The following is a 23,056-nucleotide window of genomic DNA, read 5'->3' on the forward strand; positions in this document are numbered from 1 at the left end:
ATAATAAATTTGTTTTAATCGTATAGGCTTTGTGCACGGAAAGCAAAAGCGCAAAACAGGATTTCTTCTGTACATACTGACTATATATATGGGTTTTTAGTACAATTTTTTACGTTTTTCAACCAGGAAATGATATTCATATTGAGTTTTTAGTAATACTTTTATCAGTAGAAAAATCGCTTGTCCTTTTTTTAAGCCAGTTGTGATACCATGGTATGAGCTATTGTGTATTTTAATAGAGGAGTTTACATGCTCTTTAAAAGATTGGGAGGGATTATGATGGAAGTCAACAATTCAACCGCCAATCGAATATTAATCATTGGATGTCCCGGTTCAGGTAAGTCAACATTAGCCACACAAATTGCTCAAATTGGAAACATTCCTTTAGTACACTTAGACAGCATTCAATGGATCGATAATGAAACGAATACCTCTCAGGCAGTTTTTGATGCAAAATTGAAGGAAGAAATACAGAAAGACCAATGGGTTATTGATGGTAATTATGGAAGAACAATGGAATTGCGTATGAAGCGCGCAGAAATGGTTATTTGGTTAGATTTTCCCCGCAGTATCTGTCTATATCGTATACTCAAGCGCTATGTAAAAAATAAAGGAAAGAAAAATCCGCACGGTAATCCGGATAGATTATACTTTTCTTTTCTTCGTTTTGTTTGGAATTATAAGAAAGAGAATGATTCCCGTATAGAGGCATTAAGAGGCAGATTCCAAGACCAGCTTCTATTCATCCATATTCGTTCTGGAAAAGAGCTCAGGAAATTTATAAATAATTTTGAAACTCGATGTGAGCTGTAACATATGTGTCAACTTAGTAATTACTTTCTGTCGCCCAAAAATATCCTGCATAAAAAGAGCAGTACTCATTAACATGTTAGTGAGTACTGTTCTTTCAGATTAAAAACGCTTATCATTATTTTATTTCACCATTCATCTCACGTGTTTTATAGACAATTTTACGAATACTGTCCATCGATAGATTATAGGTTTGTTCCAATTCCTCAAATGAACGGCCTTCTCTGTATAATCTATAGATCTCCTCGTTTCTTTTGGCTAGGGCGATACGCGACCCGTTGGCTTCTCCCCATCCTGCACGCTGACTGGTTTGTTTTGGAATATAGATAAGCTCTCCTTGAATATATTTCTGGAGCTCCTTCAATAAATGAGGCGGAAGCACCTCTTTTCCATTTTTATATGACAAGCAAGAACATCCTTTCTATGAAGATGTATGTGTCGATCTTGCATTATTTTCTCATTCATCATTAAAACTCCTCTCATTTTAATTTATTTTACGAAAGCCTTTTCACTATTAGTATACATTAATTTGGGAAAGAAAAGGAGACCGCAATTTTAATGCGGCCCCGTGTTTTATGATTTCCGCTATGCGGAAATCACCTCATATTTTGTGATCAATTTAAATCAGCCTCCTTTCCGAAATATTATCGGTCCGACACCCTTATTAACTCATATATCCCCTGCTCGAACAAGGGGAAGAACGATTATAATTATTTTTTACCACTTTTTATATTTATTACTCAACTTTCATACCTGAGAACAAGCATCTATACCTTCCTATTCCAGGATGAACATGTTCTTTATTATCCTGCTTGCATTTTGTTAAATCATCCTTCTATTGAAATGAAAATTGTGTATAGCGCCGCTCCGACCAACCACTACGCTTTCCACGGGGACGGCTTCAGCTAGGCTTCTTTCTGCACATTCCTTGAGGCCGAGAGTCCTCTCTCCACCTAAACAGGATAGATTTACGATTATCAGCGCTGAAAAAAGGGTATAAAATATACAATACATTTATGAAGGATAACATTATAATAACGAAAGGGAGCGATGGACACAAATGAGTATGTGGACAAAGATATTTGTTGCCTTAACGATGGTAATCACTATTAACATGGGACTTACACTCACAGCATCTGCGGAAAATCAGATGAACGATTTACATATTGAAGTAGAACTGCAGGAAGATGGCTCAGGCGTTGTTACTGAACATCGTCAAATGAATATAGATAACGGTACGGAGTTTTTCATTGATATGGCCAATCTTGATGATTCAGAAGTATTGGATTTTTCAGTTGAAGGGTTTACAGAGGAGCCTGATTGGGACTCCGATGCTTCCCAGGAGGAAAAGGCAGGAAAATATGGAACAATATCTACCAGCGATGGGGTTGAATTAGTTTGGGGGATCGGAGAGTACGGTGAAAATTCGTATACCATAACCTACACGCTTTCTAACCTTGTTCGTAATTTAGATGATGGGCAGGGAATGCTTTGGAACTTTGACACCTTTTCAGATGTTCCTGCTCAAAATTTGACAGTTGAAATTACAGGTTTTCAGCCGTTTACATCTGAAACGGTAAATTACTGGGGCTTCGGTTTCGCTAATGACATGCAACTCACAGATGGCCGCATTGTATGGGAGTCAGACGAGGAAGTTGATGGAGATGTGATTGTTTTGGCACAATTTCCAGATGATTTCTTTCAAGCGCAGCAAACAGAAGACATGACGTTAGCCGAACAACAAGAAGAGGCAATGGATGGGTCTGCCTATAATACAAGCGACAATTCCAGGGCTGCTACTATCATCATTAGCGTAGTCGTTGTTTTTATATTATTAATCGGTATTGGTACCCTTTTAATTATCCTTAAAACCAATAAAGCAAAAAGAGAAGCCGGCGCAATGAAGCCGCTGCATAAACGGGTGGCAGAAAACAAAGGTAAAACATATGCGGCCGTGCCTTTCGAAGGAGAAGACTATGCAGGTTTAAGTGCCCTTCTAACTCAGATGCAACTGGGGTATTTTGAAGATATTTTTCAAGCTTATCTTTTGAAATGGTCAGTGAATAAGAAAATCTCTATTGAAGCAGAAGAAAAAAGTAAGGTTTTCGGGAAAAAATATCAATCGACCATTGCTATTAACGATTTTAAAAATGAACGGGATAAGCATCCAATAACCTTTGGAGAACTAACGGATCAAATTGATGGCGAAACATATGACGAATCATATGAAACTGGTCTATGGACGATGCTCTTAGATGTTGCTGACAGGAATGGCATTGTCACAGAAAAAGCCATCCAAAAATGGAGTAAACAGTATGCAAAGGAAGTCAGTACGTTTGCTGATTATCTCAAGGACTACTCCGAAGCTTATCTAGAGCAGCAAGGATTGTTTTCTTTTAAAGAAATTAAAGCAGCTGGATTTTTACAATCTATTACGGTACCAAGTGATGAGGGAGACAAACTGGCAGATCGTTTGATACAATTTAATAACTATTTAAGCGAAGCAGATATAAATCAATTTACAAATGCTTCTAAGCCACTTTCACTAAAAGATATGATGCTATGGAGTGTTTTACTTGGTAAAAGTGATAAAGTATCTAAAAAATTAGAAGCTCTCGTTCCTGAAAACAACTATGAAGAGGACTTGGTATACCTTAATTATTGGTACGGAACTGTCCACACCCGTACAATCTTAACTACAGGCTTAGCCAGCGGCGGCTTTCATTCCAGTACTTCATCTATTAGTGCGTCGAGCGGAAACGGCGGTGTTACAAGCGTCGGCGGTGGCGGTGGAGCTGGTGGCGGCGGCGGTGGCGGAATCCGCTAGACAAAACCTCTTTCGTGCCCAGCTTTAATAACCATATCGTATCAATTATCTATCCTAAAAAAGCTCAAAAGTAATTTGAGCTTTTTTAGGATAGTTTTCTTTGAAGTTAGGTTTGTCCAATAAATTCTTTAAAAGTCTGCGCATCAAAGAAAATAGAGGAAGCTGTCAGTTTACCAGTTTCATTAAAAGACAGGAATTCTCCAACATCTAACTGCTTTTCTGCTCCAGACAGAGACTGAAGTGTATAACGGTTTATAGCAGCAGCCTCATTTCCCTGAATAATCAACTGCTTTGTCTCCAATGCAGTACTTAACGAGAAAAATTGTCCTGCTCCTTTTAAATAGAAATCTTTACCCTTCATAGCATCGGCACTATCCAAAACAACATAGGTTATGTCGTTAGAAACATAGCTTTCCCAATCCCCGTCATGAATCGATTGAAAATACGCTTTGACTAAATTCTCTGTAACCATAAAATTACCTCCTAAGATGATTGTGTTCCTTACAAAAGTCATCTTAGCAAAGGCAATATGACTACGTATTGTCATATTGCCCGAGATTTTTTTGCAGAATCGTTATTATTTTTGTTTGTAAAGAAGATGGACCGAGAATCTTTACATGATTTCCAAAACTAAGAAGAAGGTCAACCAGCTCCTGATTGATTATTCTTTGTGCTGCTACCAGCAAATTGTTTTCCTGTTCTGTGATTTCCTCAGCTTGAAAATAATCATATACCTTTGCAGCGGCGTCCAACGAAAACGTTAACCGGATAATTTCTTTTTTTAGCAATCTCTCTGGGTCGATCATTTTCTCCAGCTCTTGATAGCTCAGCTTTTTATGTAACGATTCATCAAAATTCACTTCCGTCATTTCCAAATCCCGGATTCTGGATAGTTTAAAAAAGCGCAGCGCTTCTTTTTCCAAACAAAAACCTAATAAGTACCAGGCATTCATTTTAAAGATCAAATGGTATGGAACCACTGTACGTTTAGTTTGCTTCTTCTTTGAAGTATACACAAACTCGACGAGCCGTTTTTGATGCAAAGCAGCGTCAATCCTGTCCAAATTATTTGAATCCAAATTCCAGGAATTGAAATCAAAAAAGTAATGACTGCTGACCGGGTTGTCTGATTTATAAGAATCCATCTTTTTTTCAAGCATATCAACACTAGGATAACGAATCATCCTGTTGATATTCCTGCTTATGTTCTTAATAAATTTCTGCTCTTCTTCAGTAAATAAAGAAGCATTCATTTTGTATTTCTCCGCCAGAAAAAAACCGCCATTATTTCCCCTTTCGGAATAAATAGGGATACCTGCCAAAGTTAATGTATCAATATCCCTGTAAATAGTACGAACGGAAACTTGAAACTTCTCAGCTGTTTCTTTTGCTATGATTCTTTTTTGGGACAACAGAGCGATTAGAATATACATTAGTCTTTCTAATTTCATATAAGAGTTTCCTTTCTAATATATTTTATTTTACTGAATCTATTAGACAGTTTATATCGTTTAAATATAGTTATAGCACAGAATACCCTGCCAAGTAATGCTGTCATTATACCATTATAATTTGAAAACTATCTGCCTCTTTCCAAAAACCATACTTTATCAAAACTTTATGTTCACTATACGCTCAGCTTATTTTACTTTGCTACTATTTACAGTATCAAAAAAAGGAGATGAGCAAATGATGCAGGCAAATAAAAAAGAGTCTATTTTAGAAATTAGAAATCTAAACAAAAAAATTGACAGGCAAACCGTAATTGATGATATTCATTTTTCAATTCAAAAAGGTGATATCTATGGCTTTCTCGGACCAAATGGAGCGGGAAAAACAACAACATTAAGAATGATTACCCGATTGATTTTTCCTAATTCCGGCGACATATTGATTGACGGACATTCCATAAAAAATGATTCCTTTTTAGCCCTTTCCAGAGTAGGCAGTATTATAGAAAATCCTGCTTTTTATCTTCATCTTACAGCAAGGCAAAATTTAAGTCTTAGTGCTAAATTAGCTGCTGTCAAAGTGCCGAAAACAAGGATCAATGAAGTTCTGTCCATTGTTGACCTGAAAGAAGCCAAGGATAACAAGGTGAAAACATTTTCTTTAGGGATGAAGCAACGCCTGGGAATTGCTAATGCCCTATTGTGCTACCCCAGCTTAATTATATTGGACGAACCGACGAATGGCGTAGATCCAATGGGACTTCGGGAGATGAAAACGTTAATTAAACGATTGGCAGAGAAAGAAAAAATTACGTTCCTTATCTCCAGTCATATGCTTCGGGAAATGGAGGATTTATGTCATAAAGCAGCCTTTATTCAAAGTGGCAAGATCGTTGAAGAAGGAGATATTTCCGAATTATTCAGAGTCTATCAGGTCAACAATTTAGAGGATTTATTTTTTGCCTGTATAAAGGAGAATTTAACATCATGAAGAACATATGGACACTGACTTCATTCGAGTTTAAACGCATGCTGACGTCCAAAATGCTGCTTGTTTATACACTTATTTATGCTGCGATGTATGTTTTAACAGGTGTTATTTTTAAGGTTTACGGTGCGGGAAAAACAGTAGTTGCCGGTTATGGTCAATCATTTCCTGTGGAAATGCTCCAAGCTGGTATTACATTTACAGCTGTTTTTGTTGCCATTTATGTCGGAGAGATCTTAATACAGGAACGAAATAACGGGACAATCAAATTTGTTCTTTTACGTTCTGTTTCCAGATTTCAATATTATATATCGAGAATTATATCAATCTTTTTATTTTCACTTCTTTTAACATTTATCATTATTTTAATAGGTTATGTCGTTGGCCTTCTGTTCTTTGGTTGGGGAGATACGTTTGTTTTTTATTCTGTAACTACGAGTGGTTGGCAGGGTATAGGAGTTACGGTTTTAGCCGGGTTAGCCTTTGCTTTTGCTTATTTTATTTTTGGTTTAATCGCTTTATTGGTTTCGCAGGTTATTCAGCGAATTGCTACTTTAGCTATGCTGATGGGATTGTCTACGCTGGTCGGACAATATATCGTTATCTATGATCAAATAAAACAATATGTGATTTATGAGCACTTATTATTTTTCCATATTAATCTATTTGAAAAGTCTATTTCCTACAGTGTCACCAGCTTCGGTATACTCGTTGGTTATCTTATCGTACTTGGAACAGCAGGCTGTTTTCTGTTTAAAAAACAGGATTTATATGTATAAAGGAGGGTGTACATGATTCAACAAGTAAAACATGACATATTTTATGTGCTTTATAACCGGAAATATCGGTTATTGATATTACTTACTATTTTATTAACAGCAGGTTTAACTATTTACACGGCGGTAAATACGAATGCAGGAGAAGATATTCTCATTCTGGTGTTTGGAAGCTTCAGGCAAATGTATTGGATAATCTGTGCCTATTTCATTGCTGATTTGCTGTCAACAGACTATCACTCGCAGACATTTAAAAACATTATCCCTAAATTATCCATCCGCAATCATTATTATTTATCAAAAATAATCGTTGCGACATTATTAGGAATAGTTATCTTATTAATACACGTTGTAACGAGCTGGCTCACAATTGGTTCTCTTGCAGCAGGAATCGAATTAAATTATTTCAACCTCTCCTATTTTTTATGTGGAGCTCTTCTTTCTCTTCTTTTCTATTCATCCATGCTGGCTTTTGTTATAGCTATTTCCGGAAAAGAAACCGTCACAATTGGCGTGGCATTGGGACTTATACTCTTGCAGGCGTTGATGGAGGGCCTTGACCCTGTGGTTTCAGCTCATTTTCCAACCATGTACGTCAGCACTTTACATGATCTTGTTTCAGCGAATCTGTTAACAGGTATTATTTCGATTAGCTGCTATCTTATTTTCACTTTCCTATTATTTATTGGTACGATAAAGATATTTAGTAAACAAGATTTATTTACTTAGGAGGTACCAATGGAGCTGAAAAGAATACTTGTAGTAGAAGATGATGTAGATTTAGCTAAAATGATGGAAAATTATTTAACTAGAGAAAACTATGATGTGTTGATTTGCCAGCAGGGGGATCAAGCCCTGCATGTTGTCAAACAGTATCAACCAGATATGGTTTTACTAGATTTAATGTTACCAGGACTGGAGGGGCTGGAGATACTAAAGCAAATAAGGGCGTTCTCTGTAGTGCCTGTCATTATTATCAGTGCAAAAGAAACAGAGGTGGATCGAGTGCTTGGGTTAAAAATTGGATCTGATGATTATATGACAAAGCCGTTCTCGATTAAAGAACTCGTTGCAAGGGTGGAAGCATTATTCAGACGTTTTGAATATGCTTCTTTCCCCTCTCCTTCCAGTGACATTATTGCATTTGATGATGTTATTATTGACCTGTCTTCGAGAATGGTAACAAAGGACGGCGTGCTTGTTAACCTGACCATGAAAGAATTTGATTTGCTCGCATTCTTAGCACAATCTTCTAATCAGGCTTTCCGCAAAGAACAACTCTATGACAACGTTTGGGGAATACATGAATATGGAGATATCAATACAGTTACGATTCATATACAAAAAATCAGAGAAAAGCTGGGGAACAGCAGCTACATCACTACTTTACGCGGAGTAGGCTATCGTTTCGACGGTGAAATACAATGAAGCAGAGTATTGTAAAAGAACTTATTTGGATGTGTATCATCACTGCTTGTATACCGCTGCTTATTTCTTTTATGATGGCACAATCAAATATTATTTTTATTATTATCCTGATAACAACCTTGCCTTTTTTTCTATTCTCTTTTTGGATGATTACCTATGTTAGAAAACGAATGATTGCTCCTCTATCTATTTTAGCTGAGGAAGCTCAAAAAATTTCTCAAGGAAACTTATCACATCGGATATCATACAAAAAAGATGATGAGTTTAACCGCTTTATCACTGCTTTTGACCAGATGAGAAATACATTACATCTGCAAGAGCAGCGGCAGCAATCCTTTGAAAAGGAACGTAAACATTTTATCGACAGCATTTCCCATGATTTAAAAACACCGATTGCCTCGATTTCCGCTTATATTGAAGCTTTACAGGATGGTATGGCAGAGAGCCCGGAGGAAGAGCAGCTTTACCTGCAAGTCATTCAAAAAAAGGTTCATGTATTAAATGACCTTTCCACCCAATTAAGCTTAAGCTATGAAACACCGGACACCATTCATTTGGAAACCCAATCAATCAACTGCTATGAATGGACAGTGGACTGGCTGGAAAATATTCTTGTGGAATGCCAGACAATGGGTATACATGCCCAATTAGAAAATCAACTTAACAGCAAGAATGCTTCCAGTTTCAGCATCGATATTTATCAGCTGGACCGGGCGCTGCAAAATATTCTTAACAATGCCTACCGATATGCGAAAGAGTTTTTGTCGATTAAAACAATTCTTGACGCTTCTTCTTTTAAAATACAAATTGCAAATGATGGAGCCCGCCTTCATAACACACATATCCATAGGATTTTTGAACGGTTTTATACGGAAGAGCTGCACAATGCAGATGGTCATCTGGGTTTAGGGCTTTATATAACAGATACACTGGTCCAGGCGATGGATGGGAAAATAACAGCAGCAGTGACAGATGGCCGGATATATTTCGAAATTACTTTTCCAATTGTAAGGATTTAATCTGATTCAGTAATTCCTGTTTGGTATAGAGAAAAGCATTCGAAAGAAAATCCTTTGAATGCTTTTACCTTTTTATAAACAAAATATTGACTATCTTTTGGATGTATTTTGTTTATATAACCCTCTATCCCATTAGTTATAACAAACGCTTGCATTTAAAAACAGCCTGGCTCTATCATTCAGCTATTGGCAATACCATCCGCACAGCCAAACCGCCATAATGACTCTGCTCAATAACAACTTCCCCGCCATGTGAAGAAATAATCTGCTTCACAATTAAGAGTCCCAGGCCATGCCTTAGCTCCCCGGAAGAATTACTGCCAAGCATATAGTGCGGTGTATTATTTAGGTGCTGAATTTGTTCCTTTGTTGCCCCTATTCCATTATCCTCTACCGAAATAACACATTTACTTTCTCCTATATCAATAGACAGGTAAATAGTACATCCATCCTCATTATGATTCATGCAATTTTGAATCAGATTGCTGATTGCCCTTTTCAGTAAGGATTTATCTGCTGGAATAACACAAACAGATACCTGTTCATCCGCAGTCCATTCTACCGGATATTTTCCTTCGAGATCGATATTCATAAATTCCACTGCTACTTCTCTTACAGCAGCAACCAAATTTTCGTCCTTTAAATGAATCGGCTGCATATTATATTCCAGCTTCGATGCTAAATTCAAATCATCGATAAGCTGTTTCATTTTTTCGCTTTGTTTTCGAATGACTGTTATTTTTTGCCTGGATTCTTGATCCAGTTTATCTTCCTCTTCCAGTTGACCGACATAGCCCATTACCATGGACAAAGGAGTTCGTATATCATGTGAAACACCGGCAATCCAATTCGATCGTGCTTCTTCCTTTCTTTTCAGCATCCGCTGCTGCGATTGTAAAATAGCAGAGGTCTGATTAATATTTGCTGCCAATTCAGATAAAGCACCCTTCTCTTTCACATTAACCATCTCTTTTTTCGGCAGATATTGAATTCCCTCTACAATCGGGCCGACAGATTTCAAGAACTTGTAGTTAGTCGCCATATAGATGATGAAAATAAGAGCAATATTACATATAACAAGGATAAGCAGGGTTATCGGTATATTTTTGATAAATTGATAATCCCAGCCCGGCTGCATGTACTTCCAATAGCTGTCTTTTGGAAACCCTACTACTATCAATCCGTCTTCTGCCTCTCCAGTAAAAGTAGGATAGCCATCCATATATCCTCTAGTCAAGGAAGCGATATCAGATAATGTATACTCTTTTGGAATATTTTCCGGCAGATCATCCGAATTCCAAATCACTTTTCCGGAGGTATCATCAATAAGCACGGCCCAGGCTTGCTCTTCTTTTAATTTTACTTTCATTTCTTCCGATAATGTATAGCTCCCGTTTTCCTGTTGAATTGCTTCAGCGGAATCTTTCGCTACCTGCCATGGAGAGATACCTGCACCCTCCTTTATTGCAAAAATAGAGATAAATAACAAATTCAGTACAGCTAAAATAACGGTACTCATCATCAGTAACCCAAGAAATCGCATGGATAATTTGGAGATGCTTTTCAGCTCGCTTTTCATCTCAGTGTTCCTCCACAATTAACTTATATCCCAATCCTTTCACCGTTAAAAGTGATACAGGCTTAGAAGGATTTTCTTCTATCTTTTCCCGGATGCGCCGAATGTGTGCCATTAACGAATTTTCATAGCCGAATGGATTCTCTCCCCAGGCAGCTTCACACAGCGCATCAATTGTCACAATACGTCCAGCCTGACGATACAAAGCTGACAGGAGCTCGAATTCTTTAGCTGTAAGCGGGATATCCTCCCCTTCTTTTACGACGGCTGCACGTTCAAAATCAATTTCACAGTGATTCAAATTAACTTTGGGGTTTTCCCCTTTGTAGCTTCGCCGCAGAATGGCCATGATCCGAAAAATTAACTCCTTTGGCAGAAAAGGTTTCACTAAATAATCATCAGCCCCTGAATCAAATCCTGCAAATTTATCCTCGTCCTCTCCTCGTGCAGTGAGAAAAAGAACCGGGTAATCCGCCATTTCCCGTAAGTGTTTTAACAGAGCGAATCCATCTCCATCGGGCAGCATCACATCCAAAATGGCGAATTCCGGTTTATAGTCGTTTGCCACTGTAATTGCTTCTTTCATTGTCTCTGCCGTGCGTATATGTTGAAAACCATTGTTCTTTAAAATAGAAATTACCATTTCTAATAATGCAGCTTCATCATCCACCAGTAAAATTCGTTTTTGTTTGATATAATCCATATTTATTCACCCTCTTTATACCTGTATTATGTATTATAGTACATTATCATCAAGTTCCGGTTCCTTTTTTGAAAATATAAGGGAATTGTAAGGTAACGAGAAGGGTAATGTCAGCTGAGAACGATATGCTGAGATTATCAACAGAAAGGAGAACATGCAAATGAATATTATCGAAACAAAAAATTTAACAAAGCGCTATGGCGATTTTCATGCTGTTTCAGAAGTAAATCTTCATATTAAAAGAGGGAGTGTCTACGGTTTCCTGGGTCCAAATGGCGCCGGCAAATCAACGGCGATGAAAATGCTGCTCGGCTTAACAAGACCGACAAGCGGAAGTTTTACTATCAATGGGAAAACGTATCCTGAAAACCGGATTGCTATTTTAAAAAATATTGGTTCATTTATTGAGGGCCCCGCCTTTTATGGCAATCTTACCGGGGAAGAAAACCTGGAAATTGTCCAGAGAATCTTAGGTTTGCCCAGCTCTGCTGTCTCCGAAGCTTTGGAAATTACAGGGCTCACAAAAGCAAAGAAAAAACTGGCAAAGAAATATTCACTCGGAATGAAACAGAGGCTGGGACTGGCCAGCGCCTTAATTGGCAAGCCTTCTATCCTTATTCTTGATGAGCCGACAAACGGACTGGATCCGGTCGGTATTCATGAGATTCGCAGTCTGATCCGTTCGTTGCCGGAAAAATTTGATTGTACGGTGCTGGTTTCTTCACATTTACTGTCAGAAATTGAATTAATGGCTGACAATATCGGCATCCTCAATCAGGGAAAATTGCTGTTTGAGGGGCAGCTTGAGGAATTAAAGGATAAAGCTGTGAAACTGGGTTATCCGGTTGACCATTTGGAGGATACCTTTTTGGCTATGATTGACGCTGATAATAAAGAGCGAGGGAATTTACAATGATGCTTACGATGGAATGGAAAAAGCGGAAACGAACAGGATTTATACTGACATTTTTATTCGGAGCTATTTTAGCCGGCTGTGTACCAATCTTAAATATGGCCTTTCGTTCACAGTTGTATACGGGAATGGATGGTTCCCCGCTTCAGATACTGTTAGAGGGAAACTGGCAGATGGTTGGACTAATAAATGTTTCCCTTATCGTGGTGGGTGCGGGCATTCTTTATAATACAGAGTATATCCATAATGCGATACAAAAAATGCAGTCACTGCCCTTAAAAGAAGGAAATATATTTTTTTCCAAATTTTTGATCATAAGTATGGCATGCTTGGGAGTTCTTGTGATAGAGGCTGCAGCGCTTGTATTTAGTTCTGCCTACTGGTTCTCTGGTGATTCATCAGCGTTTACCATGGAATGGTTGAAAAATATCGGCTACTTTTTTATTTTGAGCTTACCGGCAGTTGCACTGGCTTTAATGATTGCCTCCTTCTTCCGTAATATGTGGATTGCATTTGGAATCAATGTTATCGGCATTTTTTTGGCAATCACGCCGTTGTCGAATCAAAGTATGATCATAGCATCCTTTCCATTTAAATTACCCTTTCAAATACTTGATACTCCTGCTGTTGCTGCAGCGGATACATTTATTTGGATTGCGTTAACAGAAACCATATTGCTTTTGCTGATTCAAAGAGCAGCTGTAAACATAAGGAGGATTTTTGTATGAATTTTTTTGATGCGATACGAGTGGAAAGGAAGAAAATCCATCGTTCTAAAATTGTATTAATTTTGGTTCTGGCGGCTATCGTCCTTTGGGTTCCATCGATGTTTAACATGGAAATGAATCTGGATATGCAAGCCGGTGATCCCCCTCCTGAAAATAATTTCTTTGTTCAAGGGTTTCTGTTGTTTGCATGGTTTTTATTTCCTGCCGGCATGGTTGTTGCAACAGTGATGATTCGACAGCTGGAGCAAGGAAATAATGGCATATCAAAAATGTTATCCCTGCCTGTCCATCCAGCTATGCTCAGCCTGGCTAAATTTATTATACTGGTTTTCCTTGCAGCTTTATTTATCTTAATAACTATCGGAGTCTATTATATTGCTGCTGCAGTTGGAACGGTTATCCATCATTATAATTTTATGCTAGCTCCATTGTTTGTATTTAAGGTAGCGGCCTTCTTTTTCCTGGCGGCTATACCAATGCTTTCTGTATTCTGGATGCTGTCTGTCTGCATTCAGACACCTATTTTTGCTGCAGGACTCGGACTGGCTTCTGTCGTTCCATCTGTATTAATGATTAATACGAAACTTTGGTTTATTTATCCGATGTGCTACCCGTTTTACGTAATAACCGCCAAATACATTTCGACAGCCCAGGTCAATCTCTTTCCATGGATACCTGTTGCAGTTGGAATTACAATTGTTTGTTTAGCCATTTCCTGTATCTTTTTTGGAAAAGCGGAAAGGAGGTAGGATTATAAATGAAAAATGCTTTTATAAGCATTTGTACAATCATGCTGTTTATCCCCTGGACAATTCTAATTCTCAGGACAAATGATTGGGCACTTGAATCACCAACAGCTGAAATTATGATTTTATCCTATGCTGCATTTATGGTTTTCAGCGGTATTTTCACGATATTCACCTATCTTAAAATAGATAAGGGAGCCTTGGTGAAAATTTGTCTGGTAATCAATTGTTTATATGCTTTTATCGGAGCAGCAGCAATCTTTCTTATTGTTGCTCCTTCTTAGCAGGAAACATATATTTTCTGCAATAGCGATTTTTATCTGAAGCATTTCTTACAAAAACAGATTATAAATAGCAGTTCTAAAGAATAAAAATAGCAATGGAATGATAGTGTTGCTATTTTTATTCTTTTAAAGCTTGAAAATTTCAAATATAGTTATCTGGCTAGCTTCTCTCATAATATAATGCTTTCTAAGAAAAAAGAGATTTATATATTTCTCCTATGATACCTTCCATTTGATGGACACCTAATTCTCCATTTGTCATGATCACTGCACCTTTTCCCTGATACGGATATGCTGCCATCATACATTGAAAGCCTACACCCCAGCCAAGTGATGCAATTTCCAGCTTTTCTCCTGAACCTTCCAGAAACACTCCTAACCCAGCCCAGCTTTTGCCTCTTTGCGGAGTAATCATTTCTTTTGCTGCATTTTCCGACAGACCGATCTCACTTTTTCCTTTTGCAGCATTTATTAATTCCAGTACTAATTTAGCTAAATCAAAAGAAGATGTCCATAATCCAGAAGCTGCCGGATAAGGATATATAGGGTATTTTTCATCTGTGAGTACCCCATTTCTGTTATGTCCGCAAGAAAAATTATCGCTATCCAGGTTCAAACTGGCCATATCTAAATGGCTGTTTCCCATTCCAAGCGGTTCAAATACTTTCTCATTCATAACCTGATGAAAGGCTTTTGCGGTAACATCTTCTATCAATTGCTGAATAATACAGAAGCCTGCATCCGAATAGTGGAATTCACTTTCAGGTTCACACTTTAATTTAATAGGAACTCTACAATAAGGTGTTTCTCCTTCTAATAATGCAACTATAGAAGGAATGCCTGCTTGCGGATCCAGTTCAGAAAAGCTGTCTTCAGGATCTATAATTCCAGATTGATGACTTAATAAATTTCTTAATGTAACTTTCTGGTTTCCAGTAAAATCACTCTTTGGTACTTTCCAGGAGATAAGTCTTTTATTTACGTCTTCATCTAAATGGAGAATTCCTTCATCTGACAGTTTCATAGCAAGGATGCCTGTTAAGAGCTTGCTGATGGAACAAGCATTAAAAATAGAATCATTATTTACTTCTCTATTACTTTCAGCTTCCAGCAAGCCTTTATTTACCGTTCTGCCGATTTGACCGTTCTCAAGCAATGTAATACTCAACCCATTAACATGATAAAACTTCATCCGTTCTTCCAAGTCAATGTTTTTTAAATCCAAATGATTACCTCCTTCTTTTTCTTTTATTTTACTTTTTAAAATTCTATTTAAAATATAATTGCCTATCGTCAGAGATATTTATTCCAATATTCAAAAAAATATTTATGTTAACTCAACTTACGTACCTTAAAAAATAACTTGCTTATTATAGAGAAAAGTGGTGATCGTTCCTTCCATCTGTCTCTTGACAAAGCATAAACTCTATCTAGAAAGAAGGTAAAGTGTAAAGCGACCGCTGCGGCGGACCGTTTTGCTTTCCTAGGGGCACGCTCTTCAGCTAACTTTTACCAAGAAGATCACTTGGCAAAAGTGGATCTTCAGATGGTGCTATTCCCTCAGGAGTCAAAACGGTCCGCCTCCGCTAGAAGGGGATTCTATACTGTTTAATACAACTGAGCAAAAGAAATTAGACCAGCAAAGAACATCTTTTTCGTGGTGCATATAAAAATATTCCGTCACGATTACTTTCTGTGTATAAAAGCTATTCCCGATATTTACTATCCATGCTGTGTCATCATTTAGATTGCCAAATCAACCATTTGAAATGCTAAAATGATTTTTTCATCCAATTCCATCAGACTATGAGTTTTTTCATTCACTGAAGAAGCCTAACTCAGCGCAGACCAACCACGAAGACTCCTAAGTGGTTCGCAGGCTAAACCCGTGACTCCCGGGGCCTAAGATTACTCACCCCATCGGAAACATTTGTACGTCGGAAAGCGTAGTGGTTGGTTGAAGGCGCTATACACAATCTCCATTCCAGTAGCAGGATGATTTAACAACATGCAAGCAGGATAATGTAGAACATGTCCATCCTGGAATAGTAAGGTATAGATGCTTATTCTCAGGTGCGAAAGTTGAAATGTTAACTAAAAAGGATATACGTCTTATATAATAAGCATATATCCCCTTAGTTAAATCTTCAGCAGCTCTAATTGGAAAGTATAAGATTAGAAACAACTATCTTTGACCATGACTCCAGCTCATCAAAATGCTGTTTCAATTCCTCTTTTGTCATCCAAATCCCCGTAAGCTCTTCTTCCTCTGATTGAATATCTTTGTTATTTAATTCTATTTCATAAATAATCCCCAGATGATCACTATCAACACCATCATTGGATTTAATTATACCTTTCATTTCCAGTTTTTTAACCTTTTCTGCTTTTATTCCGGCTTCTTCTTCCATCTCACGCCAAAGTCCATTTTCAATAGAGCTCTGAATATCTCCGGGTACTGCATCCATTTCTCCTACGTGTCCTCCCAGAAGCCCTTTTCTTCCGGCAAGTCTGCTTTCTCCGACACCTGCACCGCGTAAAATAAAGAAGTATTCCTCTTCATATCTTACAGCAACGTATGGAATCGGATGCCTTTGATTTGGGTGGTATTCCAGCAAACTGCGTTCCTCTATCTCATAATCAATAGAGGGTAATTTACTTGCTTTACTAAATCCCATTGGAATACTGTCTAAGTCAGCTTCTTTAAAATATAATATTTTTTCCGCTGTACTTGGTTTTTTCTTTTGTAAAACTTCCGATTTAATCTTATTTAAATACTCCCATTCCTCTGATTCTACAGGATACTCGGCCCGTGCAGCTAATATTTCTTCCAGACTTTTTTCTTTGAGAGAGTCTTCATCGTTTTTTAGAAATTTGACTGCCTCCTTCTTTTTAATAGAAGCATCAATCATTTTTTTATTTGTCATAACATCACCTTTTTTCCTAAAACTATACTTCTCTTTTCATTTATTTATATACTAATCATATGCAAAAATACTACTCTACCAGCTTATTCTGAAAAGCATAAATTACTGCCTGTGTACGATCGTGCACTTCTAATTTTCCTAGAATATTGCTGACATGCACCTTCACTGTTTTTAATGCGATAAACAACTCATCGGCAATTTCCTGATTCGATTTCCCTTTTGCGATTAATAGTAAAATTTCTTTTTCCCGTTCTGTTAATTGTTCATGTAAGGCAGTTTCCTGCTTTGTCCGCATACGGTTCATGATTTTTCCAGTAACTTCCGGCTCCAGTATAGATTGCCCTTCATATGTAGCACGAATCGCTTTGGCAATTTCGCCGGCTTTCGATGTTTTCAGCATATAGCTGGTTGCTCCCGCTTCTAATGCCGGATATACCTTTTCATCATCTAAAAAGCTGGTAACAATAATAATCTTTGCTTCAGGCCAGGATTCAATAATTTTCTTTGTTGCTTCAATTCCATCCATTTCTTTCATCACAAGATCCATTAAAATAATATCCGGGCGAAGCTCTAATGCCAGGTCAATAGCACGGGAACCGTCATCTGCTTCTGCAACTACGTCAATATCCGGCTGTGAAGACAGATAAGCGGATACGCCGATTCGGACCATTTCATGATCATCGACAAATAAAACTTTAATCATCGGGGTTATGCTCCTTTCTTAAAATAGGGACTTTTACTTCCAAACGCGTGCCTTCATTCGGCAGACTAATAATTTTCAAAGTACCGCCAACCTCGTAAGCACGTTCACGCATATTCTGCATTCCATAAGAGCTTGTTTTAACAGCTTCTGTCTCGAACCCGACTCCATCGTCAACCACGCGCATGATAATATTTTCATCTCGTTCCAGTAATAATATCTGCAGGTTTTCAGCCTTCGCATGACGCAGCGTGTTGGATATAGATTCCTGAAAGATACGGAATAGCTGATCTTCTACCCCTTTATCAATTTGAAATGCTTCTATTTTTGCATCGATTTCTAAAGGTACTTTTTGTGTCAATTCTCTTAAAAGTCCCTCTACACCCTCCTGCAATGTCTTCCCTTTTAAGTCAACCGGCCGTAAGTGCAGAAGAAGCGCACGCATTTCCAATTGTGATTGGTGAATCATTTTTTCCACCATATTTAACTGCTTATTTAATGTTGCATCTTCAGCTGATCCCGCCTCATTAATTGCTGACATCAGCATGGAAGCTGCAAAAAGCTGCTGACTCACAGAGTCATGCAGTTCCCGGGCTAAACGATTTCTTTCTTGTACAACTACTTCCTGCAAACTCTGTTCTCTTTCGTTTGCTCTTTCTGTAGCAATCTTTTGCGCATGCTCCGTTTGTGCACGCAGCTTCTCCTGAACCTGATTCATTCGCGCAGAGATCGGTTCCAGCTCTTTTGGTATTTCTTCTGTATCAGGATGTCTTTCTCCTTTAATAATGCCTGTAAGCATTTTTTCAATTTTTTTCAAATTCCCCTTCCAATACCAGCCAATAATTGCACCAACTATGGAACCGAAGATAATCACAAAAGCAAGAACTGTCAGAAGAAAGGAAACACCTCCAATTTGTCCTTCCCAAAGTGCACTCCAGCCCGCTGACTCATTTACGGAGAAAGTAACGAAGGTTGTTAAAACTGCGGCAATAGCCAGAACAAAGCTGCAGGCGATAGACAAGAGAACAAAACGAATAATTGTATTCATACGCGTTTCACCTCAATGTCTCCGGAAAATAAAGATGTGACAATCTTTACTCTTTGATGCGCCGTATTATAATTTTTTGTTTCATAATGAAGCGATTTGTTCATTAGCCGGCCGTGATATTCTCCAAAAATGGATGCTCTGCCGAATATAGAACTATGATGAATACTGACCTCTACTTCATAAGGAACGTAAATCTCAATATTGCCCACAAGATGCCGGATAGAGATAATCGCCGTATCATAAGGCAGCACTGTATTACTTAAATCAATAACACGATCACCATAAATGCCGTGCATATTGACGTCCTTCCATTGAAAAGCCGTTTCCTCTGTCCGGAAATCATCAAAAAAGCGTTCATCAAATAAATTATCAATTTGAACAAGAGGCTCTTCATCTTTCAAACTTGCTTTATTTGGCAGCTCCGGTTTTTCCTTGCTGGGTTCTTTCGTTGATTTGATATAATTTAAAATAAAGAAAACAATGGCAACGACAATTAAAAATCGAACCGCCAATAAATTAAAAACGTTTAGAACGAAGGATATTGCAGCAATAGCGAATACAATCTTCCAGCCCAGTGAATGCAGTCTTTTCCAGCTGAAGTAAACAAAGAAACCGGAAATTAATGCTGAAATCAGCGAACCGCCATGGAAAAAGACGATTTCAAAAACAAGAAGAATGGCGACGGTAATCCATATCCAGTTTAAATTTCTCGTGCTGAGCTGTTTATACATCCTTCCATTCTCCTTTCATTTTTATGTAAAATATACAAAGGCGCAAGAACAGCCTGCGCCAGTATAAGTATATCATGATTTTCTAATTCACCCTACAAATTCTGAGTTTATTCATTTTCCTTTTCTTCTAATTTCTTTTCAATAGCTGCAATTTTATTATCAAATGTGCTCTGATAGTATGAGCTGTTTACTCTGTATTCCAGATTTTCAATATATTGTTCCATTTCTTCAAATTTGGAGAAAGGCTTTTCTGGTGAATCATCTACGACCCGGTTAATTTGATGGTTTGCTTTCGCAATATTTTCACGGCCCATTAACTCCATACGGCGCAGGTGCATATCCTTTAAGCGATGCTTCATTTCCTCATATTTCTGCTCCAGATTTTCAAGCTGGGTAATAGCTTCTTCTCTGGATGCTTTCATGCGATCTGCACGGTTTTGATACTCTTCATGCTCTTTTAATGCAAATTCGTGCATCTCCTCTTCCTGGGCACGCTCTGCGATTTGCGCCTGCTTCAGGCGTTTATCTGCAAGGTCCTGTGCTTTTAAATATTCCCGTGCAAACTCTTCTTTTAATTTATATTGGCGGTCAATCAGCTTTCTTACCTTTTCTTTTTCCTGTTCACTTTGGCGTAAATAATGATTAAGTGCAGCAATTGGATTATTTTGTTCCTTTTTGTCCATCATCGTGTGTAAATCTGCGGAAATCGAATCCTTCATTCGAGTGAAAATATTTGTTGACATAATCAATCTCTCCTTTTATGCAATTATTTATTTAACTCTGCCCATTGTTTTTCAAAATTTGTAAATGGATCATCATCTTCTTTTATTTCGTGAACAACGGAGCTTTCCGGTGTGTTCCAATTCTTATAGATAAGGTAAAGTGCGTATGCTGCTGCAACACCTAAAACGGCATAAATGTTAGAGAGCGTGATGCTCACCACGATTAATCCGATTATCACCCAGCCTACTTTTGCAGCGGTTGAATCTGTGCTCATAAATTTTTTAAAGCATATATACAATAACCATACGCTTAATGCAAGCAATATCATCGGGCCAAGGTTTGCCAGAAGTATCAGCACTGCGACAAGTCCTCCGACAAATAACATGAATTTTTTCATTCCGTTTTCCTCCTTTCGTTATTGTATCTTTATCTTACCGCGTGCCTGCTTTTTACGTAATGAGCCTGAGAAATATCTTTGTCTAAGCCTTAGGGTCTATACACATCTAAACCTTTGCAGCTATGCTTTTCCGATAAAGATGAGACATCTGCTAAACACAAAAATGGAATGATACCCCTTACTGAGATACCATTCCATTTCTAAACTGGCTGTCCGGTTTTAAATGTAATAAGTTCTTTGGCTTTAACCCTTTGGCATAATACTGTCTAGGAATACTCCTACCTAAAATTTATATTCATTTTTGAGGGAGACCTGCCAGGTTTTAATGATAGAAAATAATATTTAAGCTATTTTAGTTTACATAATATAATTATAGTTATCTAAAGGTGCTTCTCCATTATAATTTCTCCTTCTGGATCAAACTCCCCTGTCCGTACAAAACCATGCTTTTTATATAATTGTTCAGCCGGATTGTTTCCCGGGACAAAGCTTAAACGTATTATTTGCACATCATAATGTTTCTCAATGTACTTCTCAATTAATGGGATAAACTGGTTTGCATAACCTTGCCCCTGAAAACGACGGTCAATCATAAAACGATCAAACCAGATGCTTCTTTTTTCATCAAAATAAAATCCGACCATGGCGTAACCAACCGGTAGATTGTCATCATACAAGCCAAGTGATGTGGTAAGCTGTTCAATAAAGCTTTCTGCTAAACAAAATGCTACACTTTCTATGAAGTCTTTTTGATTTTCAGTTACTTCTAATGCAGCAATTTCTCTCCAATTTTCCTTATTTACTTCTTTTATATAAATTGACACTGCTTTTCACCGCTTTTCTTAGTTTAAGACCGATACATCTAAAAATAATATTGAATTATTTTCACCCAGCCAATGATAGAAAGGATTAGCATGATAAGCCAAAATAAACCGGCACGCAATACTTTGGGAATAGAAAACCAATAAGCTGCTATTTTTAAAGAAGTTTTTTCTTCCTTATTTTTGTTATCTTTCATCTTTTCATCCTCTCGGGTGATTGTCCCTGTCATTTCTTTACTATATAATTCAAAATCCCCCTAATATGATGCAAATTGTCAGCGTCAGGGGGATTATATAATTATCATTATTCAGCTAATGCGTCTCTGACTTCTTCACGAAAATCTTCCTCATTTACTAACTTATCCGTCAAAGCCTGCATCTGCATAGCAGCAACCTCCAGCTCTGAAAGATTAAGATCATTTGTAAATAAAATCACCTCTAAACGGTTTCCTGCCTTGTCTTCTGCATATACGGCCTGATTTAAAACAAAAGCAGTGCTCCCGCCTTTTTGTGCCGCACGTTCAATTGCTTCATTTTCTAGTTCCAGGCTGAAAATAGCATCCAATTCTTCATAAAAAGCATCGGAGTAGTGCTCTTTTTTATTCAGCATAGCCATGATTTTATAATAGTCCTCCGCTGTTGCATGAGTCAATCGATCAGACCAGACCTTCTGAATCGGCATATCCACTAATGCAACGGCTTTTTCTTTTTCCTCTTCACTTAACGGTTCCTGTTGCCATTCTTCAAAAAGACCGATAGCTATCTGCCTGTAAGCATCATCATCTAAATCACGTAACGCTGCTTCTAATTCGTCTTCTTCTAAATTATTTTCTTCCAATACTCTTTCCGGAATGGCAATGCTTGCTGTTAGTGGATAGATTGGATCATGGTTATGCAAATCTAATTCTTCAATCCGATTATTTACTTCCTCAAGCCCTAACCGTTCTATTAAATAATCTGTATTTGCATTAGAGCTGTAATCCATCATTCCTTGTGCAATTTGTTCCAGGGAGACCTGCTCTTCCCCGTCCTCCAGGGTATTCTTCCAGGCTTCATGTGCTCCGCCATCTGTATTAGCAAAAAAATACTTATCCACTTCCTCCATAGATATCATTTCTGAAGGGTCCATTTTCCCTTCCTCCGCTTGACTGGCAAATTCAATCGCAATAATTATTTTGACAACACTGGCAAGCGGCAGAGCTAGATCAGGATTAATTTCCGCTATTGGTTCATCATTCCAGGCAGCTAAAAAAGCAATCCGGTCAGTGTCTTTATTTTCTTTTATAAATTCCATAAAAAGTCCTGTTGCAGGATCCAGGTTTTCCTTCGTATCCTGTTCTTCAAGTTCATCTTGTTCTGTATTATTTTGATTCTCTTTCTGCTCTTCCTCGTTACCCTTAGAGCAAGCTGTCAAGAGAAGCAGAATGCATACAAACAATAGAGCAGAAGAATTCTTCACA

Annotated in this window: 26 protein-coding genes; 11 read left to right on the top strand and 15 right to left on the bottom strand. The window is 37.8% G+C overall.

Annotation, left to right across the window (positions count from 1 at the left end):
* The first annotated feature begins 276 nt into the window (after nucleotides 1–276).
* The gene (locus tag IEX29_RS22650; RefSeq protein ID WP_188737515.1) at nucleotides 277–813 is read left to right on the top strand and encodes an AAA family ATPase; all 537 of its coding nucleotides are present in this window, start codon (nucleotides 277–279) and stop codon (nucleotides 811–813) included.
* 115 nt (nucleotides 814–928) lie between these two features.
* On the opposite strand, the gene IEX29_RS22655 is transcribed toward IEX29_RS22650, so the two are convergent.
* On the bottom strand, nucleotides 929–1,216 hold the full coding sequence (locus IEX29_RS22655) for a CD3324 family protein (RefSeq protein ID WP_188737517.1): 288 nt from the start codon (nucleotides 1,214–1,216) through the stop codon (nucleotides 929–931).
* Between the two features lie 654 nt (nucleotides 1,217–1,870).
* Here IEX29_RS22655 and IEX29_RS22660 point away from each other — a divergent pair.
* Nucleotides 1,871–3,637: a DUF2207 domain-containing protein gene (locus tag IEX29_RS22660; protein ID WP_204799062.1), complete on the top strand. Its 1,767-nt coding sequence runs from the start codon at nucleotides 1,871–1,873 to the stop codon at nucleotides 3,635–3,637.
* 106 nt (nucleotides 3,638–3,743) lie between these two features.
* On the opposite strand, the gene IEX29_RS22665 is transcribed toward IEX29_RS22660, so the two are convergent.
* Complete coding sequence (locus IEX29_RS22665; protein WP_188737518.1) at nucleotides 3,744–4,109, bottom strand: hypothetical protein; 366 nt, start codon at nucleotides 4,107–4,109, stop codon at nucleotides 3,744–3,746.
* Nucleotides 4,110–4,170: 61 nt separating this feature from the next.
* Complete coding sequence (locus IEX29_RS22670; protein ID WP_188737520.1) at nucleotides 4,171–5,088, bottom strand: helix-turn-helix transcriptional regulator; 918 nt, start codon at nucleotides 5,086–5,088, stop codon at nucleotides 4,171–4,173.
* 238 nt (nucleotides 5,089–5,326) lie between these two features.
* On the opposite strand from IEX29_RS22670, the gene IEX29_RS22675 reads away from it, so the two are divergent.
* The 5 genes from IEX29_RS22675 to IEX29_RS22695 are packed head-to-tail and all read left to right on the top strand — an operon-like array spanning nucleotide 5,327 to nucleotide 9,299.
* Entirely contained in the window at nucleotides 5,327–6,079 is a 753-nt protein-coding gene (locus tag IEX29_RS22675; protein WP_204799063.1) for an ABC transporter ATP-binding protein, read from the top strand.
* Complete coding sequence (locus IEX29_RS22680; RefSeq protein ID WP_188737522.1) at nucleotides 6,076–6,855, top strand: DUF2705 family protein; 780 nt, start codon at nucleotides 6,076–6,078, stop codon at nucleotides 6,853–6,855. The genes IEX29_RS22675 and IEX29_RS22680 overlap by 4 nt, the downstream gene beginning before the upstream one ends.
* Nucleotides 6,856–6,867: 12 nt before the next feature.
* Nucleotides 6,868–7,581: a hypothetical protein gene (locus IEX29_RS22685; RefSeq protein WP_188737524.1), complete on the top strand. Its 714-nt coding sequence runs from the start codon at nucleotides 6,868–6,870 to the stop codon at nucleotides 7,579–7,581.
* A 9-nt stretch (nucleotides 7,582–7,590) separates the two neighbouring features.
* Complete coding sequence (locus IEX29_RS22690) at nucleotides 7,591–8,280, top strand: response regulator (protein WP_188737526.1); 690 nt, start codon at nucleotides 7,591–7,593, stop codon at nucleotides 8,278–8,280.
* A complete protein-coding gene (locus IEX29_RS22695; RefSeq protein ID WP_188737528.1) occupies nucleotides 8,277–9,299 on the top strand; it encodes a HAMP domain-containing sensor histidine kinase in 1,023 nt (340 codons plus the stop codon). The genes IEX29_RS22690 and IEX29_RS22695 overlap by 4 nt, the downstream gene beginning before the upstream one ends.
* A 175-nt stretch (nucleotides 9,300–9,474) precedes the next feature.
* On the opposite strand, the gene IEX29_RS22700 is transcribed toward IEX29_RS22695, so the two are convergent.
* Together IEX29_RS22700 and IEX29_RS22705 are read right to left on the bottom strand one after the other, a co-directional pair.
* The gene (locus IEX29_RS22700) at nucleotides 9,475–10,878 is read right to left on the bottom strand and encodes a sensor histidine kinase (protein ID WP_204799064.1); all 1,404 of its coding nucleotides are present in this window, start codon (nucleotides 10,876–10,878) and stop codon (nucleotides 9,475–9,477) included.
* 1 nt (nucleotide 10,879) lies between these two features.
* A complete protein-coding gene (locus tag IEX29_RS22705; protein ID WP_204799065.1) occupies nucleotides 10,880–11,578 on the bottom strand; it encodes a response regulator transcription factor in 699 nt (232 codons plus the stop codon).
* 160 nt (nucleotides 11,579–11,738) lie between these two features.
* On the opposite strand from IEX29_RS22705, the gene IEX29_RS22710 reads away from it, so the two are divergent.
* The 4 genes from IEX29_RS22710 to IEX29_RS22725 are packed head-to-tail and all read left to right on the top strand — an operon-like array spanning nucleotide 11,739 to nucleotide 14,249.
* Entirely contained in the window at nucleotides 11,739–12,494 is a 756-nt protein-coding gene (locus IEX29_RS22710) for an ABC transporter ATP-binding protein (RefSeq protein ID WP_188737530.1), read from the top strand.
* 8 nt (nucleotides 12,495–12,502) lie between these two features.
* The gene (locus tag IEX29_RS22715; RefSeq protein WP_229720343.1) at nucleotides 12,503–13,219 is read left to right on the top strand and encodes an ABC transporter permease; all 717 of its coding nucleotides are present in this window, start codon (nucleotides 12,503–12,505) and stop codon (nucleotides 13,217–13,219) included.
* On the top strand, nucleotides 13,216–13,968 hold the full coding sequence (locus IEX29_RS22720; RefSeq protein WP_188737533.1) for an ABC transporter permease: 753 nt from the start codon (nucleotides 13,216–13,218) through the stop codon (nucleotides 13,966–13,968). The genes IEX29_RS22715 and IEX29_RS22720 overlap by 4 nt, the downstream gene beginning before the upstream one ends.
* Before the next feature lie 8 nt (nucleotides 13,969–13,976).
* On the top strand, nucleotides 13,977–14,249 hold the full coding sequence (locus tag IEX29_RS22725; protein WP_188737534.1) for a hypothetical protein: 273 nt from the start codon (nucleotides 13,977–13,979) through the stop codon (nucleotides 14,247–14,249).
* A 187-nt stretch (nucleotides 14,250–14,436) separates the two neighbouring features.
* On the opposite strand, the gene IEX29_RS22730 is transcribed toward IEX29_RS22725, so the two are convergent.
* The 10 genes from IEX29_RS22730 to IEX29_RS22775 all read right to left on the bottom strand — a co-directional run bounded on the left by IEX29_RS22730 (nucleotide 14,437) and on the right by IEX29_RS22775 (nucleotide 23,055).
* Nucleotides 14,437–15,474 (bottom strand): serine hydrolase domain-containing protein, encoded by a 1,038-nt coding sequence (locus tag IEX29_RS22730; RefSeq protein ID WP_188737536.1) that lies wholly within the window; start codon nucleotides 15,472–15,474, stop codon nucleotides 14,437–14,439.
* Nucleotides 15,475–16,405: 931 nt separating this feature from the next.
* The gene (locus IEX29_RS22735) at nucleotides 16,406–17,176 is read right to left on the bottom strand and encodes an NUDIX domain-containing protein (RefSeq protein ID WP_188737538.1); all 771 of its coding nucleotides are present in this window, start codon (nucleotides 17,174–17,176) and stop codon (nucleotides 16,406–16,408) included.
* Between the two features lie 70 nt (nucleotides 17,177–17,246).
* The gene (locus tag IEX29_RS22740; protein WP_188737540.1) at nucleotides 17,247–17,879 is read right to left on the bottom strand and encodes a response regulator; all 633 of its coding nucleotides are present in this window, start codon (nucleotides 17,877–17,879) and stop codon (nucleotides 17,247–17,249) included.
* Complete coding sequence (locus IEX29_RS22745; protein WP_188737542.1) at nucleotides 17,872–18,924, bottom strand: sensor histidine kinase; 1,053 nt, start codon at nucleotides 18,922–18,924, stop codon at nucleotides 17,872–17,874. Before IEX29_RS22745 ends, IEX29_RS22740 begins: the two co-directional genes overlap by 8 nt.
* Complete coding sequence (liaF, locus tag IEX29_RS22750; protein WP_188737545.1) at nucleotides 18,921–19,655, bottom strand: cell wall-active antibiotics response protein LiaF; 735 nt, start codon at nucleotides 19,653–19,655, stop codon at nucleotides 18,921–18,923. Before liaF ends, IEX29_RS22745 begins: the two co-directional genes overlap by 4 nt.
* Before the next feature lie 107 nt (nucleotides 19,656–19,762).
* Nucleotides 19,763–20,398, bottom strand: a complete 636-nt coding sequence (locus IEX29_RS22755; RefSeq protein ID WP_188737547.1) for a PspA/IM30 family protein — start codon at nucleotides 20,396–20,398, stop codon at nucleotides 19,763–19,765.
* Between the two features lie 23 nt (nucleotides 20,399–20,421).
* On the bottom strand, nucleotides 20,422–20,775 hold the full coding sequence (locus tag IEX29_RS22760; protein ID WP_188737548.1) for a lmo0954 family membrane protein: 354 nt from the start codon (nucleotides 20,773–20,775) through the stop codon (nucleotides 20,422–20,424).
* 380 nt (nucleotides 20,776–21,155) lie between these two features.
* Complete coding sequence (locus tag IEX29_RS22765; protein ID WP_188737550.1) at nucleotides 21,156–21,599, bottom strand: GNAT family N-acetyltransferase; 444 nt, start codon at nucleotides 21,597–21,599, stop codon at nucleotides 21,156–21,158.
* Between the two features lie 38 nt (nucleotides 21,600–21,637).
* Nucleotides 21,638–21,826: a hypothetical protein gene (locus tag IEX29_RS22770; protein ID WP_229720344.1), complete on the bottom strand. Its 189-nt coding sequence runs from the start codon at nucleotides 21,824–21,826 to the stop codon at nucleotides 21,638–21,640.
* Between the two features lie 74 nt (nucleotides 21,827–21,900).
* Nucleotides 21,901–23,055: a serine hydrolase gene (locus tag IEX29_RS22775; protein WP_188737554.1), complete on the bottom strand. Its 1,155-nt coding sequence runs from the start codon at nucleotides 23,053–23,055 to the stop codon at nucleotides 21,901–21,903.
* Nucleotide 23,056: the final 1 nt, after the last annotated feature.

Origin of the sequence: Oceanobacillus neutriphilus (genome assembly GCF_014645515.1) — a bacterium.
GTDB classification, from domain to species: domain Bacteria; phylum Bacillota; class Bacilli; order Bacillales; family Amphibacillaceae; genus Oceanobacillus; species Oceanobacillus neutriphilus.